The sequence below is a fragment of the Mesorhizobium sp. WSM4829 genome (assembly GCF_055811475.1).
Genome location: NZ_JBVVQJ010000054.1, coordinates 13,930 through 30,301, shown reverse-complemented (window position 1 = coordinate 30,301; position 16,372 = coordinate 13,930). Strand labels below are relative to the sequence as shown.

Here is a 16,372-nt window from a genome sequence, read left to right as displayed (position 1 = left end):
TCGTCGCCAGCGGCGCGCCGCCCTCGTTGGTGAGGCGTATATAGTCGGCGCCCATCCAAAGTGTCAACAACGATTTCGGTCTTTTTTGAATTTTTTGCGACGAAAGATTGCGGCGCCGATTTTCGGTAGCCGACTTCCGCGGCGGCATGGGGATAACAAAGCCGAACACCGCCACGGAGCCCTATTGCCGCCGCATTGCGGTTTGACACCAACGCCAACGAAGCTGGCGCAGCACCACTGGCGCGGCGCCTTATAAGAGACTGTAAGAGAGCCACTAAGAGAGAAGTATGACTGGGGATCTCGGCCGAAGCCAGCCGCTTCGTTGACTTCGCCCGCCGTGACAGGCAAATGTCATGGCCACAACAAAAGCGACAAGCCGTCCCGCCCGGGGAAGAAGCAGCCTTTCTGGATGCCAGATACGGAAAATGTCATAGCCGAACTCGGCAACGAGCCGCCGCTGATTGCGGACGGTCGCAGTGGCCCGCCCGACCGGCGCGAGGTTTCGGCGCGCTGGCTGTCGGGTACTTTTCTTACCGGCGTGACGTCGAGCGTGCTGATGGGTGTGGCGCTGTTCGCAGCCCTCGACGGCCGTCAGCAATTGGCGACGCCGCCCGAAATCGCCGAACTGATCAGCCTTGCGAGAGGCGACGATTCCGGCGAGATCGCCAAGACCACCAGGCTGGTGGCGCCGCGCCAGATCGCCAAGGCCAAGGACCGCCGGCGCATGGAAGTGCCGATGGTGACCAAGGTCGGCGACCGCGATGTCATCCACACCATGCCTTTCGTGCAGATCAAGATGGCGCTTGCCGCCGGGCACACGACCAGCCGCGCCTATCCGCCTTTCAATCCGATGCAGGTGTTTGGCGACGACCGCGACGGCAATGCCGGTCAGCCGGCGACCGCCGCCGCAGGCCAGATCTATGGCGCCAAGGTCGAAAGCGAGTTGAGCCTGAAAACGGTCGATTTCCCAATCGAGACGGCAGCGTTCGACGAAAAGAGTGACTTGTCCGCCGACGAGGTGGAAAAGGTGGTGCGCGAGGCCGGCACGGGTCTGAGCGACGGCGCCGTGCAGGTCGCGTCGCTGCATTATGTCGACCCGCAGCGATTCGGCGATGCATTCGCCGAGAGCATGGCCGGCTCCTACGACGTCAGGATCGTTCCGGAAAACGTCTCGGTGTCGCCGCGTGCTGCCCCCGACGATCAGGCGCCGGCCTTCGCCGAGGAGATCATCCCCTTCACCAGGGACCGCAACATCGTCGAGGCTTTCGCCGATTCGGGCTATACCGGCGAGGACGCCACCGGTATGGCCGAGGCGATCGCCAAATTGCTGAATGCGACAGCGCTCAAGGCGGGAACCGTGCTGCGCGTCGGCCTCGAGATCCATGGCGACGCCGCCAAGGTCGTTCGCACCGGCATCTACGACAGGGCCCAGCATATCGTCACCATCGCGCTCGATGATCACGGCCAATATGTGCCGGCGCAGGAGCCGGAGCCCAATCCCGAATTGCTGACCGCTTTCGATGATTCGCCGCCGGTGGTGGTGCGCGGCAATCTGCCGAACGTCTATGACGGCATCTACCGCGCCGCCTACTCCTACGGCATGTCCAAGGCGATGACCAAGCGGCTGATCAAGCTCCTGGCGTCCGGCGTCGATTTCCAGTCGCGGCTCAATCCGTCGGACCGCATCGAGGTCCTGTTCTCGCAGCCGGATGGCGACGACCGGGCATCCGACGAATCCGAGCTGCTCTATGTCTCGGCGAGCTTCGGCGGCACGACGCGTAATTTCTACCGGTTCCAGATGCAGGACGGCAGCACCGACTATTTCGACGAGGACGGCCGCAGCGCCCAGCAATTCCTGCTGCGCAATCCCCTGCCCGCAGGAAAATTCCGCTCCGGCTTCGGTGCCCGCAGGCATCCGATCCTCGGCTATGTGCGCTTGCATACCGGCGTCGATTGGTCAGCCGCCATCGGCACGCCGATCATCGCCGCCGGCAACGGTGTCGTCGAGAAGGCCGGCTGGGCCGGCGGCTATGGCAAACAGATCATCCTGCGTCACGCCAATGGCTACGAGACCTCCTACAATCACCAGAGCGCATTTGCCAAAGGCATCGCGCCGGGCGTGCGCGTCCGCCAAGGCCAGACCATCGGCTTTCTCGGCCAGACCGGCCTCGCCACCGGTCCGCATCTCCACTACGAGCTGATCGTCAACGGCACCAAGGTCGACCCGATGCGCGTTCGCCTGCCGGTCGGCAAGGTGCTGAAGGGCGACGACCTCGTTGCCTTCAAGCGCGAGCGCGGGCGCATCGATGATCTGCTCAAGCAGGAAGACAATGATTCGCTGAAGGTCGCGAGCGCCAAGATCGAAGGCTGAGCCGAGTTGGGCCTGGCTGCTCAGCGCTGCGGAGCCTCGGATCCACGCGGCCATGGCAGTCGCTCGCCGGAAACAGTTGTCCACGCCACGATCGCCGAGAGCAGGCAAAGCAGCGCGGTCACCAAGGCGACTGCTGCGAACGCTGCGTCGCTGGCGGCAAGCCTTGCTGCATCGACATCCGGCGCCGGTTCGCCGAAACCCGGAATGCCGGATGCGGCGCCGCTGTTCAGCACGGCTGCATAGACCCAAGCCGCCAGTGACCCCATCGCCGCCACTGCGATTAGGCCGCCAATGCGCGAGACGGCATTGTTGATTCCCGAGGCAGCACCGGTATCCTTGTCCTCGACCGCCGTCATCACCGCCGTCGACAGCGGCGACACCACCAGCGCCATGCCGAGCCCCATCAGCGCCATCAGCGGAAACACGCCCCACCAAAAACTGTGGATGCCGGCATAGGCCAGCAAGGCAAGCCCGGCAAAGGCGACAGCGACGACGAGACTGCCGCTGGCGATCGGAAAACGCGGACCGATCCGGTCGGACCACTGGCCGACCGGCCCCGACAACAGCGCGATCAAGACCGACAGCGGCAGGAAGATGAAGCCGACCTCGGCGGCGCTCAGCCCCCATCCGGCGATGAGCAGCATCGGCAGATAGAACAGGTTGGCCGACAGTGCGAAATAGAGGAAGAAGGTCGCCACATTGGCGCCGGCGAAGGCGCCGACCCGAAACAGCGAGAGATCGATCATCGGTTCGCGCTGGCGGCGCTCGAAGACAATGAACACGATGAGCAGCACCGCGCCGGCGGCAATGCTCGGGCCGGACATTTGCCCCTCGCCCTCTGCGCTCATCGAAGTCAAGCCGTAGGCAAGCGCTCCGAACGCCAAGGTGGCGAGTGCAGCCCCGCCGAGATCGAGGCTGCGCTTTTCGGTCGGTGCGTCGGCCGGGACTTTGGCGAGCAGAAGATAGATCGAGACAAGACCAAGCGGCAGATTGACCGCGAAGATCACCCGCCAGATGCCGTCGCCGAAGGCCGACAAGACAACGCCGCCCAGCACCGGGCCAAGCGCCGTCGTCAGCGCCGAGGCTGCCGCCCAGATGCCGATCGCCCTGCCGCGCTCCTTCTTCGGATAGGCCTTGGCGATAATGGCGAGGCTGCCTGGCACCATGATGGCAGCACCGATGCCCTGAATGGCGCGAAACGCAATGAGCATTGGTGGATTCGGCGCCACCGCGCAGGCAAGCGAGGCGGCAATGAACAGCGCGATGCCTGCCACGAAAGCATGCCGCAGGCCAAAACGGTCGCCGGCGGCGCCGCCAACAAGGATGAGTGCCGAAAGCGTCAGCGCATAGGCGTTTGAAATCCACTGCGCCTCGGCGAAACTGGCGCCAAGATCGACGCGGATCGCCGGCGTGGCGATGGCAAGGATCGAGCCGTCGATGAAGCCGAGCGCGGAAGCCAGGATCGCCGCGATCAGCACGAACCTGCGTCGCGATTGCGGGCAGAACGTATCGGCCGGCAGCGGCCTGACCAGGGGGACGGCTTCGGCGCCGACTTCGCTTGGAGAACGCATGAAGCCTGCTTAGACCTCCTATGCGCCGGCAACAACCGGCCAGAGGGTTGCTGTCGTTGAAACCAGAACGGGATCACGTCGCCCAAAGAGCCTGCTCCCGGGTTGACCCAGGACTGCGCGATGATTTGGGATAGGGCTCAGTCGATGAATTCCACCGTGACGCCCGGCGACACGATTTTTGCCAGTTCGCGCGCGTCCCAATTGGTCAGCCGCACGCAGCCATGACTTTCGGTCTTGCCGATCTTGGAGGGGTCGGGTGTGCCGTGAATGCCGTAGGTCGGCTTGTCCAGCGCAATCCAGACCGAGCCGACGGGGCCGTTCGGGCCCGGCGGGATGGTCAGGATCTTGTTGTTTTCGCCCTGCTTGAAATTGATGTTCGGATTGTAGGTGTAGTTCGGGTCGAGAGCGACCCGCGACACCGCATGCGTGCCGGTGGGTGAAGGCGTGTCAGCCGAGCCGATGGTGGCTGGATAGGCCGCGATCAGCTTTCCCGACGCGTCATAGGCGCGGGCCTGCTTTTTGCCCTTGTCGGCGATGATGCGTGCCACCGGCGTGGCCACCAGCCTGCCGAAATTGGCGACCTTGATGATCGTGCCGGGACGGTTGAAATTGGCTTCCGGATTGAGCACCTTCAGATAGTTCTCGTCCATGTGGAACCGCTCGGCCAGCGCTTCGGTGACTGAGGTATAGCTCAGCCGTTCGAGTTGCGCCTTCTGGCCGTAGTCCTCCGGCACCGATGCGACATAGGGGCCGGCAGCATCCTCTGGCGTGATGCTGTAGGAGGCGAAGGCATCGCCGCCGGACTGCTCAAGGGCCGCCTGGATGCCGACCACATCGGTCGACCGCAGATTGCTGCCGGTGATCTCGTTGTAGGCGGCGAGCGCCTTGTCGACATTCGAGCCGAAGCGTCCGTCGACGACGCCGGGCGAAGCGCCGGCGCGGTCGAGCAGCACTTGCAGCGCCGCGACCTCCTGGCGTGCACCGAGTGAAAGCGACGGATCGACGACAATCTTGCCGTCGATCTTTGGCGGCAGTGCCGCCTGGTCGCCCGGCGCCATCGGCTCGACCGGTTCGATCGCAGCCTCGTTGAGCGGCTGGCGCATGACGGTGCGCGGCTTTACCGGCTGCGGCGCTTCCGGATAATTGTTGCCATAGTTGCCGCCTTCCGGCGGTGCTTCGGGAAAAGCGTCCACCGGATCGCCGTAGGCATCATATTCGTCGACCGGCGGTACGACGATTAGGCCTTCCTCTTCCAATTGCCTGCGGCGCAAGCGCGCCGTGTCCTCCGGATCGTCGAGATAATAGCGGTCGTCCTCGACCGGTCCGAGATTGCGCAAGCCCTCGCGGCGGAGTGCGCGGCGATCGAACCTGGTCTGCGGCGGCTGGATGGCGAGCACCTTGCCGGTTTCCGTATCGACGATGACGCGGTTTCCTCTGGCGTCGTAGTAGACGTCGAAATCGCCGTTCTGGGCGACCAGCACAGCATGGCTATCCGCGGCTCGGGCATCCGCGGCGCGGGCAGATAGCGGCGCGATGTCCTGCGTCGGCGCGGCCATTACACTCGAAGAAAGCAGCCCGGCGGCGAACGCCGAAAGGGTGAAGATCGTGCGGAACATGCTGGCCAAATTCTCCGGTCCGTAATTGCCGCCGCCCGGCGTTATCTCTTTAGAGCGCCGCGCGTCCCTTCGGACGCGCAGGGACGCACTAACACGTAAAAATCTCCGCATCATGCTTTCCGAAAATCCAATTCGATTTTCGGGCCTTTGCGGCAGGCGAACCCTTCGCCAGCAAATCAGTTGCCAACCATAAGGTTCCAACATGAACCGGGCATGAAGATGGCGGATTTCTGGCGGCCTGGAGCAAGAACACTAGCTGGCGGCGAATCCCAATTCCTTGCGCGCCTGCTTCGTCAGCTTGAGCACGACAAGGCGGTGGCTTTCGCGCAGATAGTCTTTTAGCGCGTCATCGTCCATGCTTTGGCTGGTCTGGCGCTGGATCCATTTCATGCCGCGTGAGGCAAGATAGGGCGCGGGCCGAAGGCCCGGCTGTTCCTTCAAGATGTCATAAGCGATGTCGGAGCATTTGAAGGTGACGAACGGCTCCTTGCCATCGCTCCAACCGCCGATCGCAAAGACCTTGGCTCCGACCTTCCAGACATGAGCACCGCCCCACTGGACGACATGGGTCGCCGACGGCAGCGAGGCGCAGAAGCTGTTGTAGTCGTCCAACGTCATCTGCGCCCCCGTTTAATTTTTTGATTATGCGGCGGCCTCGAAAATCAGGCCGCCGCCTCGGTCGCCACGATCGTCGGCTTCGACCGGAAGTTCAACCGGTCGGAACCAGCGGTGACCTTGACGGTCGAACTGTCGAGGATGTCGCCGAGCAGGATCTTCTCCGCCAGCGGATCCTGAAGGTCCTTCTGCATCACCCGCTTCAACGGCCGCGCGCCATAGGCCGGATCGTAGCTCTTGGCGGCCAGCCAGTCGATCGCCTCCTGATCCAGCGAAAGCGTGATCTTGCGATCTGCGAGCAGGCTTTCCAGCCGCTTGAGCTGGATTTCGACGATGCGGCCCATATCCTGCCGGCGCAGCCGGTGGAACAGGATCACCTCGTCGACGCGGTTGAGGAATTCCGGCCGGAACGACGCCCTGACGACACCCATCACCTCGTCGCGCACGACATCGACGTCCTGGTTCTCGCCGAGATTGACCAGATATTCGGCGCCGAGATTCGATGTCATGATGATCAGCGTGTTGCGGAAATCGACCGTGCGGCCCTGCCCGTCGGTCAGGCGGCCATCATCGAGCACCTGCAGCAGCACGTTGAACACGTCCGGATGCGCTTTCTCGATCTCGTCGAACAGCACGACCTGATAGGGCCGGCGCCGCACCGCTTCGGTCAACGCGCCGCCCTCCTCATAGCCGACATAGCCGGGAGGCGCGCCGATCAGCCGGGCGACCGAGTGCTTCTCCATGAACTCCGACATGTCGATGCGCACCATGGCGCTCTCGTCGTCGAACAGGAAGCTGGCAAGCGCCTTGGTCAGTTCGGTCTTGCCGACGCCCGTCGGTCCGAGGAACATGAACGAACCGATCGGCCGGTTCGGATCCTGCAGGCCGGCGCGGGCACGGCGAACGGCTTTCGACACGGCCTGCACCGCCTCGCCCTGGCCGACGACACGCTTGCCGATTTCGTCTTCCATGCGCAGCAGCTTGTCACGCTCGCCTTGCAGCATCTTGTCGACCGGAATGCCGGTCCAGCGCGACACGATGTGGGCGACGTGATCGGGGGTGACCACCTCTTCGACCATGCCGACCTTGCCGTCTTGCGCCTCGGCCTGCGTCAGCTTCTTTTCGAGTTCCGGAATCTTGCCATAGGCAAGCTCGCCGGCGCGCTGGAATTCACCTTTGCGCTGGGCGATGGCGAGCTCGTTGCGCGCTTCATCGAGCTGTTTCTTCAGGTCGGCGGCGAGCCCGAGCTTCTGCTTCTCGGCCTGCCACTTCGAGGTCAGATCGGTCGATTCCTCTTCCAGGGCGGAAAGATCCTTTTCGAGCCGGGCGAGCCGGTCCTTCGACGCGTCGTCCTTCTCGACCTTCAGCGCCTCACGCTCGATCTTGAACTGCATGATGCGGCGGTCGATCTCGTCCAGCGCTTCGGGCTTCGAATCGACCTGCATCCGCAGCCGCGACGCGGCCTCGTCGACAAGGTCGATCGCCTTGTCCGGCAGGAAGCGGTCGGCGATGTAGCGGTTGGACAGCGACGCTGCCGCGACCAGCGCCGAATCCGAAATGCGCACCTTGTGGTGCTGCTCGTATTTCTCCTTCAGGCCGCGCAGGATGGAGACGGTGTCTTCCACCGTCGGCTCATTGACGAAGACCGGCTGGAAGCGGCGGGCAAGGGCGGCATCCTTCTCGACATGCTTGCGGTATTCGTCGAGCGTCGTCGCGCCGACGCAGTGGAGTTCGCCGCGTGCCAAGGCCGGTTTCAACAGGTTCGACGCATCCATGGCGCCATCCGCCTTGCCGGCGCCGACCAGCGTGTGCATCTCATCAATGAACAGGATGATGCCGCCGGCCGCAGCGGTGACTTCCGAAAGAACCGCCTTCAGCCGCTCCTCGAATTCGCCGCGATATTTGGCGCCGGCGATCAGCGATCCCATATCGAGCGCCATCAACTGCTTGTCCTTGAGCGATTCCGGCACGTCGCCATTGACGATGCGCAACGCCAGCCCTTCGGCGATCGCCGTCTTGCCGACGCCGGGTTCACCGATCAGCACCGGATTGTTCTTGGTGCGGCGCGACAGCACCTGGATGGTGCGGCGGATCTCATCGTCGCGGCCGATGACCGGGTCGAGCTTGCCGGCGCGACCGTCGGCGGTGAGATCGCGCGCGTACTTCTTAAGCGCATCATAGCCCTGCTCGGCGCTCGCCGAATCGGCCGTGCGACCCTTGCGGACGTCGTTGATCACCTGGTTCAGCGCCTGTGGCGTCACCCCGGCCTTGGTGAGGATGTCGGCGGTCTTGGCGGATTTCTCAACCGCCAGCGCCGTCAGCAGCCGCTCGACCGTGACGAAGCTGTCGCCGGCCTTCTTTGCCAGTTCCTCGGCGGTCGAGAACACTTTGGCCAGCGGTTGCGCCAGATAGAGCTGGCCGTTGCCGCCCTCCACCTTGGGCATTTTCTCAAGTGCCGTCTCGACGCCCAGCTTGACGTCGCGGACGCTGCCGCCGGCGCGCTCGATCAACGACGCTGCCAGGCCCTCGTCGTCGTCGACGAGCACTTTCAATATATGTTCGGGGGTGAATTGCTGGTGGTTGCGCGAGAGCGCCAAGGTCTGCGCCGACTGGATGAAGCCGCGCACGCGCTCGGAATATTTTTCAAGGTTCATATCTGTCTCCTTCCGTCACCGGCCCGCTTTGCGGCACCGGATCAGATTGCGGTGACGGACCCGCCCGTTCGAGCCGGGTCCTGTTCACGCGAGATATGGGGCGCAATCCACGGACCCTCAAGACGTCCCGATAACGGCGGACTTAATATTCCCCGGGGGGGCGCACATACAAAAACGGCGGAGATTTCTCTCCGCCGTCCAGGAATGTCTGGGCCTTGCTCGATCAGTTGTTGACGTCGACGATCGTGGGCTCGCCACCGGCGTCTTCCGCCGGAGCAGCATTCACGTTATCGCCGCCAGCATTGTCGTTACCGCCATCCACCTGATCAGCCACCTGATCGGCATTGACGCGCGGACGGCGCGGACGCCTGGGGCGGCGGGCAGCGCCGCTTTCGGCGGCGGCTTCGTTCATCTCGGCCTGGGCAGCCAGAGCCGCTGGCGAAAAGCTTTCGAACTGCGGCGCGGGTTCGGCCACAGAAACAGGCTCGTTCGGAGACACAGCTTCCGCCTGCACGGGGGTTTCGTTCTGAACCGGTCTCTCGTTGCGCCGGTTCTGATCGCCGCGCTGTCCGCCCTGCTCGCCGCGCGCACCAAATTCGCCGCGCTGGCCGTTCTGGCCGTAGCCGCCATTGGGGCGACGGTCGCGATGGCGGTTGTCTCGCCCGCCGGCATCGCGCCCACTGGCATCACGCCCACTGGCATCACGCCCACTGGCATCACGATTGTCACGGCCGTTTTCCTGGTTGAGCGTCAATTCAGCCGGCGTGCCGTCGATGACCGGCTGCGGGCCTGCACCGTGGTTGACCACCGGAGCCGCAGTCTCGCCGACATTGCTGTTGCCGGCATTGTCGAACTCGTCGCGATCTTCGTCGCCGTCATCGTCGAAATCGTCGCGGTTCTGCTGAGCGCTCTGGATCGGCAGCTGCGCCTGCGCGGCAGCGATGATGCGATTGTAGTGCTCGGCGTGCTGGAGATAGTTTTCCGCCATCACCCGGTCGCCGGAGCTCTGCGCGTCACGGGCAAGGGTTGCGTATTTTTCGGCGATCTGCTGAGCCGATCCGCGGATCTTCACGTCCGGACCGTTGCTCTCGTAATTGCGCGTCAGGGGATTTGGACCCTTGCGGTTGTTGTTATTGTTGTTGCCGCCGCCATTGTTGTTGCGACCGCGCATGCGCCTGTTCTGCTGTTGTGGCCTCATTCGACTCTCTTCATTTTGAAATTTTTCGAAAACTTTTCACGAACGGAGGCGCTCATGCAGCCAGCCGTTTCGTCTCTTCACCGGCGTTCGCCCGCATCGATTGCGTTGGCGCCACGTCTCATCCTGTTCCGGTTACATCACTTGCCGGACGATCCCCGCACGAAGCTTGGGCGTCGTTTGCACAAGAAGGCAGCTATTTCCAAGGAAACCGAATCGCTAAGAGCACTGCCTGCTTCGTCTCATCCGGTTAAGGCGACCCTAGCCGCATTCCCCGGCATTGCCAAGCGCTTTTTTTGCACTGCATCACGGCCTTGTCAGTTCAAAGATCAGAACCCTCTCGTTTCCGCCAAAGTCGCGGAATACCCCCGCCGGCATATAGCCGGCTGCGGAGAAAACGCCCGTGACCTCTTTGCGCTGGGTGTGGCCGATCTCGACCGCAATCCTGCCCTCGGCTTCCAAAAAACCTGCCGCCTCGGCGGCGATGATCCTGTAGGGACTCAGACCGTCCACGCCGCCATCAAGGGCTTGGCGTGGATCGAAACCGCGGACTTCGCCCTGCAGATTTTCGATGTCTATGGACGCTATATAGGGCGGGTTGGCGGCAATTACATGGTATCGGCCAAAAACTTTTTCGAACCAGTCGGATTCGAGCACCTGGAACCGGTCGGCCAACCCCAATTCCCCTGCATTGCGCATGGCGGTCACCAGCGCGCCTGGCGAAATATCGACACCGGTGGCGACCGCCGCCGGAACGGCGCTGAGCAGCGCCAGGGCGATGGCGCCGGTGCCGGTGCCGAGATCGAGGATGCGGCACTCGCCTTGCCGTTCCGCTGTCGCCTTCACGAAGGGCAGCACCGCTTCGACCAGCGTTTCGGTGTCCGGTCGCGGCTCCAGCGTTTCCGGTGACAACGACAGGCGCAAGCCATAGAACTCGCGATGGCCGAGGATGCGATGCACCGGCTCACCGGCAACCCGCCGCCTCAAGGCTGCATCGATCGCGGCAATCGCGCCGGCATCGACACTGCATTCGGGATCGGCGATGGCTTGTGTGCGGGTCGTACCGGAAAAGTGTTCGACGATCAGCCTCGCATCCAGCGCCGGATCGGCGACTGCGGCCGCAGCAAGGCGTGCCCGCGCCGCCTTCAGCAGCAGCCCTAGCCTACTGGGCAGACTGTCAGCCATCGAGGCCGATATCGGCGAGCAGCTTCGACTGGTGATCGGCGATCAGCGCGTCGATGATCTCGTCGAGTTCGCCCATCATCACCCGGTCGAGCTTATAGAGCGTCAGATTGATGCGATGGTCGGTGACGCGGCCCTGCGGGAAATTATAGGTGCGGATGCGCTCCGAGCGATCGCCCGAACCGACCTGAGATTTGCGCGATTCGGAGCGTTCCTCGTCAGCCTTGCTGCGCTCGAGGTCGTAAAGCCTGGCGCGCAGGATCTGCATGGCTTTGGCCCGGTTCTGGTGCTGCGACTTCTCCGCCTGTACGACCATGATGCCGGTCGGCAGATGGGTGATGCGCACTGCCGAATCGGTGGTATTGACGTGCTGGCCGCCCGAACCCGAGGCGCGCATCGTGTCGATGCGGATGTCTTCGGCCCTGATGTCGATGTCGACCTCTTCCGCTTCGGGCAGCACGGCAACCGTCGCCGCCGAGGTGTGGATGCGCCCGCCGGCCTCGGTCGCCGGCACGCGCTGCACACGATGCACGCCGGACTCGAATTTCAGATGGGCAAAGACCCCCTTGCCCGAAATCGTGGCGATGATTTCCTTGTAGCCGCCGACCTCGCCCTCGCTGGCCGACGCCGTCTCGAAACGCCAGCCGCGTGCCGCGGCATAGCGTTCGTACATGCGAAACAGGTCGCCGGCAAAGAGAGCCGCCTCGTCGCCGCCGGTGCCGGCGCGGATTTCGAGGATGGCATTCTTGTCGTCGGCGGCATCCTTGGGCAGAAGCAGGATCTGGATGTCCTTCTGCAGCGCTTCGATGCGTTCCTTGACCTCCGGCAGATCGGCCTCGGCCAGTGCCCGCATTTCGGCATCGGTGCTTTTGTCGGCGAGCATCGCCTGCAGGTCGGCCTGTTCATGCTCGGCGGTGCGCAGCGCCCTGATCTTAGCCACCATCTCCTGCATGTCGGCATATTCCGACGCCATCTTGACATAGGCGTCCGCCGCCGGCCCGGCCGACATTTGCGCTTCGAGCATGTCGAAACGCTTGACGACTTGATCCATGCGGTCGCGGGGCAGGTTGATCATGGTCCTGGAACTTCGATAAGATTCACGTCAGGGCGAGCCGAAAATGACGAGTTTCGAGAACCGGAGCGGAATGTACAATTAGGTACATGAGCACCGGAAGCGCAGAAAATCGACATTTGCAGGCCGCCCTCACGTGAATTTACAACGGAATGGAGCGGTCGTCGGCAAAGGCCTGCAGCAGCGCCCGCATCGGCAACCCCTGGGCCGGCGCCATGAGATTGTCGTCGAAGAACGCTTCCAGCTCGGCCAGCGGCAGTTCCGTCAGCATCGCCTTGACCGGACCGATCGAGGCCGGCGACATCGAGATCGATCGGTAGCCAAGGCCGATCAGCGCCATCGCCGAAATCGGCTTGCCGGCCAGCTCGCCGCACAAGGTCACCGGGGTTTGATTGCGCACCCCGGCGTCGGCAATCTGCTTCAGCGCTCGCAGGAACGGCGTCGACAGCACATCGAAGCGGTCGGCGAGCTGCGTGTTGCCGCGATCGACCGCCATGACGAACTGGAACAGATCGTTCGAGCCGACCGAGACGAAATCGACGGCCTTCATCAGCTCATCGAGCTGGAACAGCAGCGAAGGCACTTCCAGCATGGCCCCGAGCTTCAGGCTGGTCGGCAGATGATGGGCAAAACGCGACAGATGCCGCACTTCGCGATCGATGATTTCGCGCGCCTGGGCGATCTCGCCGAGCTCCGTCACCATCGGCAGCATCAGCTTCAGTTCACGCCCGCCGCATGCCTTCAAAAGCGCTCGGATCTGGGTACGCAACAGGCCCGGCCGGTCGAGCGTCAGGCGGATGGCGCGCCAGCCGAGCGCCGGGTTCTCTTCCTGGATCGTGTCCTTGAAGTAGGGCAGCACCTTGTCGCCGCCGATATCGATGGTGCGGAATGTCACCGGCTTGCCGCGCGCCGCGTCGAGCACGTCACGGTAGAGCCGTTCCTGGGCTTCCGCCCGCGGAAAGGTCGAGGCGACCATGAACTGCAGCTCGGTGCGGAACAGGCCGATACCGGCGGCGCCGGCCTCGGCAAGCTGCGGCAGATCGACGGCCAGGCCCGCATTCATCAAAAGGTCGACCTGGACGCCGTCCTTGGTCATCGACGGCTTCTTGCGCAGCTCGCGATAGACCTCCTGCCGCCGCGCCCGGAAGCGGACCTTTTCGGCATAGGCGGCTTCGAGGTCCGGCTGGGGGCGCAGGTGGATGGCGCCTTCTTCGCCGTCGACAATGATGGCGTCGCCGTTTTCCGCCATGGAAACGGCGCCCTTCATCTGGCCCGCAACCGGTATGCCCATGGCCCGCGCCACGATAACGACGTGGCTGGTCGCTGCGCCGTCCTCCAGCACCAGCCCGCGCAGCTTGTCTCTGGGATAATCGAGCAGTTCGGCGGCCCCCATCGAGCGGGCGACGATGATGGCGTCCTTCGGCAGCGAGACCGCGACATCGTCCGGCCCGCGCCCCATCAGCTGGCGCAGCAGCCGGTTGGCGAGATCGTCGAAATCGCTCATCCGCTCGCGCAGATAAGGATCGGTCATGTGCAGCATGCGGGCACGCATGTCGCTCTGCACTTTTTCCACCGCCGCTTCCGCCGTCAGGCCGTTGCGTACCGCCTCTTCTAACCGGCGCACCCAGCCGCTGTCGTTGGCGAACATGCGATAGGCTTCGAGCACCTGGCGGTGCTCGCCCTCGAAGGCGACTTCGCGGCGTTCCAGCATGTCGTCGATAGAGAGCCGGAGCGAACCGAGCGACGCATCGAGCCGCTTGATCTCCTCATCGCTGTCCTCGTTGAACAGATTGGTGACGACGATGCGCGGCTCGTGCAGCACGACATGGCCAAGTCCGACGCCCTCGTTGAAGGACAGGCCGGTAAAGCTCACCGGGCGGCGCAGATCGAGTTCGAGGCCGGGCCGGGTCAGCCGGGCAAGGTCGCCGGTGGCGATCATCTCGGCGATCACCATCGCCGTCGTTTCCAGCGCCTCGACTTCGTCGTCGCGATAGTGGCGCATGGTCTTGTTCTGGACGACCAGCACACCGAGCGTGCGCCCCGCCCTGAGTACCGGCACGCCGAGGAAGGAATTGTAGATCTCCTCCCCGGTCTCCGGCAGATAGGCGAAGGCTGGATGTTCCTGCGCGTTGGAGAGGTTGAGCGGCCGTGCCGAGGCCGCGATCGTGCCGACGAGGCCTTCCCCCAGCCTGAGCTGCGCCAAATGGACGGCCTTCGGATTCAGGCCCTCGGTGGCATAGAGTTCGAGCACCGAATCGGCGCGCAGCACGTAGAGCGAGCACACTTCAGCGACCATATTGGCGGCGATGTCGCGCACGATGCGGTCGAGCCGCTCCTGCGGCTCCAGCGGCTCCTGCATGAGCTCGCGGAGCCGTTTCAGCAAAACGCGCGGGCCACTGGCCGTATCACGCATCGCGGCTTGTTCTCCAATGGACATTATGCCCGCCGCAGTTTCTCCCGCGGCCGGCGCTCACGCAACAACTCAAATAGAGCGGCGTCGGTCCAATTGGACCCACAAAGGACGCTCCAAGACTTCGAACTGCTGCATCGTGCTTTCCGAAGATCGACCTCCGATTTCCGGACCGAGCAGTCTGCTACTGCTTATCCAGACCGTAGATGGAATGCAAAGTGCGAACAGCAAGTTCTGTGTAGGGACCGTCGATCAGGATCGAAATCTTGATCTCGGATGTGGTGATCGCACGGATGTTGATCGATTTGTCGGCCAGCGCCTTGAAGGCGGTGGCAGCGACGCCGGCATGGCTCCTCATGCCGATGCCGATGACCGAGACTTTCGACATGCCGGCTTCCGACTGCACGACGTCGTAGCCGATCGTGGTCTTCAGCCGCTCGAGCACGGCAAGCGCCTTGTCGACATCGCCGGACGGCACGGTGAAGGTCATGTCGGTGAACTTGCCGTCCTCGGAAATGTTCTGGACAATCATGTCGACATTGATGTTGGCTTCGGCCAGCGGCCCGAAAATGCCGGCGGCGACGCCGGGCCGGTCACCGACACGGCGCAACGAAATCTGCGCTTCGTCCTTGGCGTAGGCAATTCCGGTGACGACCTGCTGTTCCACGATCTCTTCCTCGTCGCAAATAAGCGTTCCGGGCGGATTGAGCAAATCCCCCATTCCGGGCGCGTCGGGATCGTCGAAGGACGACCGCACGAAAGTACGCACCCTGTGCACCATGGCAAGCTCGACCGAGCGTACCTGCAGGACCTTGGCGCCGAGCGAGGCCATTTCAAGCATTTCCTCGAAGGAAATCTTGGCCAGCCGCCGCGCCTTCGGCTCGATGCGCGGGTCGGTGGTGTAGACCCCGTCGACGTCGGTGTAGATGTCGCAGCGGTCTGCCTTGACCGCCGCCGCGATGGCCACAGCACTGGTGTCGGAACCGCCGCGGCCGAGCGTCGCGATGCGGTTGTCCGGCCCGATGCCCTGGAAGCCGGCGACCACCGCCACCTGGCCCTCGCCGAAGCGCTTGATCAGGAATGCGCCGTCGATGTCGAGAATGCGCGCCGCGCCATGCGCATTGTCGGTCTTGATCGGGATCTGCCAGCCTTGCCAGGAACGGGCATGGACGCCCATGTTCTGCAGCGCGATCGCCAGCAGGCCGGCAGTCACCTGCTCGCCGGAGGCAACGACGGCGTCATATTCGCGGGCATCGTGCATCGGCGAGGCTTCGCGCGTCCACTGCACGAGCTCGTTGGTCTTGCCGGCCATCGCCGAGACGACCACCGCGACCTCATGGCCGGCATCGACCTCGCGTTTGACATGGCGCGCCACATTGCGGATGCGGACGATGTCGGCGACGGAGGTCCCGCCGAATTTCATCACGATGCGCGCCATGGAAGCGAAATGCCTTTGACTGGGTGCCGAAACGGCGGCCGAAAAACGGAAACGGAGCGTCGGGCTGGGCCAGCCGCTGAATTCGCGGCCTCCTTAGCCAAATGCTTTGGGTTTCGCAAGGCGTGCCACCGCTTGCCCCCCTGCTTGCCCCCTTAGGCGACGAAGGCGACATACGAACGCAACGCGCCTACCCGAACGCCTGTCGCAGAGGCGCAGCCGGCAACAGCCGAAATTTGCTGCCTTGACAT

The 16,372-nt window shown here is 63.6% G+C and carries 10 protein-coding genes; 1 reads left to right on the top strand and 9 read right to left on the bottom strand.

What is annotated here, in order from left to right:
• The first annotated feature begins 409 nt into the window (after positions 1 to 409).
• On the top strand, positions 410 to 2,371 hold the full coding sequence (locus AC0L17_RS31575; RefSeq protein WP_023797309.1) for a M23 family metallopeptidase: 1,962 nt from the start codon (positions 410 to 412) through the stop codon (positions 2,369 to 2,371).
• 20 nt (positions 2,372 to 2,391) lie between these two features.
• Here the strand turns inward: AC0L17_RS31575 and AC0L17_RS31570 are convergent, their stop codons facing one another.
• From AC0L17_RS31570 to AC0L17_RS31530, 9 genes are all read right to left on the bottom strand, one after another.
• Positions 2,392 to 3,942 (bottom strand): MFS transporter, encoded by a 1,551-nt coding sequence (locus tag AC0L17_RS31570; RefSeq protein WP_023797308.1) that lies wholly within the window; start codon positions 3,940 to 3,942, stop codon positions 2,392 to 2,394.
• 137 nt (positions 3,943 to 4,079) lie between these two features.
• Entirely contained in the window at positions 4,080 to 5,558 is a 1,479-nt protein-coding gene (locus tag AC0L17_RS31565) for a L,D-transpeptidase family protein (RefSeq protein WP_473518637.1), read from the bottom strand.
• Between the two features lie 252 nt (positions 5,559 to 5,810).
• Positions 5,811 to 6,176 (bottom strand): MmcQ/YjbR family DNA-binding protein, encoded by a 366-nt coding sequence (locus tag AC0L17_RS31560; protein WP_027153335.1) that lies wholly within the window; start codon positions 6,174 to 6,176, stop codon positions 5,811 to 5,813.
• Between the two features lie 44 nt (positions 6,177 to 6,220).
• On the bottom strand, positions 6,221 to 8,827 hold the full coding sequence (clpB, locus tag AC0L17_RS31555; protein WP_473518636.1) for an ATP-dependent chaperone ClpB: 2,607 nt from the start codon (positions 8,825 to 8,827) through the stop codon (positions 6,221 to 6,223).
• Between the two features lie 223 nt (positions 8,828 to 9,050).
• The gene (locus AC0L17_RS31550; protein ID WP_473518635.1) at positions 9,051 to 10,025 is read right to left on the bottom strand and encodes a DUF4167 domain-containing protein; all 975 of its coding nucleotides are present in this window, start codon (positions 10,023 to 10,025) and stop codon (positions 9,051 to 9,053) included.
• A 303-nt stretch (positions 10,026 to 10,328) separates the two neighbouring features.
• The gene (gene prmC, locus AC0L17_RS31545) at positions 10,329 to 11,207 is read right to left on the bottom strand and encodes a peptide chain release factor N(5)-glutamine methyltransferase (RefSeq protein ID WP_473518634.1); all 879 of its coding nucleotides are present in this window, start codon (positions 11,205 to 11,207) and stop codon (positions 10,329 to 10,331) included.
• A complete protein-coding gene (gene prfA / locus AC0L17_RS31540) occupies positions 11,200 to 12,279 on the bottom strand; it encodes a peptide chain release factor 1 (RefSeq protein ID WP_027153339.1) in 1,080 nt (359 codons plus the stop codon). Before prfA ends, prmC begins: the two co-directional genes overlap by 8 nt.
• A 139-nt stretch (positions 12,280 to 12,418) precedes the next feature.
• The gene (gene ptsP, locus AC0L17_RS31535; protein ID WP_023797302.1) at positions 12,419 to 14,689 is read right to left on the bottom strand and encodes a phosphoenolpyruvate--protein phosphotransferase; all 2,271 of its coding nucleotides are present in this window, start codon (positions 14,687 to 14,689) and stop codon (positions 12,419 to 12,421) included.
• Positions 14,690 to 14,870: 181 nt separating this feature from the next.
• The gene (locus AC0L17_RS31530) at positions 14,871 to 16,124 is read right to left on the bottom strand and encodes an aspartate kinase (protein ID WP_023797301.1); all 1,254 of its coding nucleotides are present in this window, start codon (positions 16,122 to 16,124) and stop codon (positions 14,871 to 14,873) included.
• Between the last annotated feature and the right edge of the window lie 248 nt (positions 16,125 to 16,372).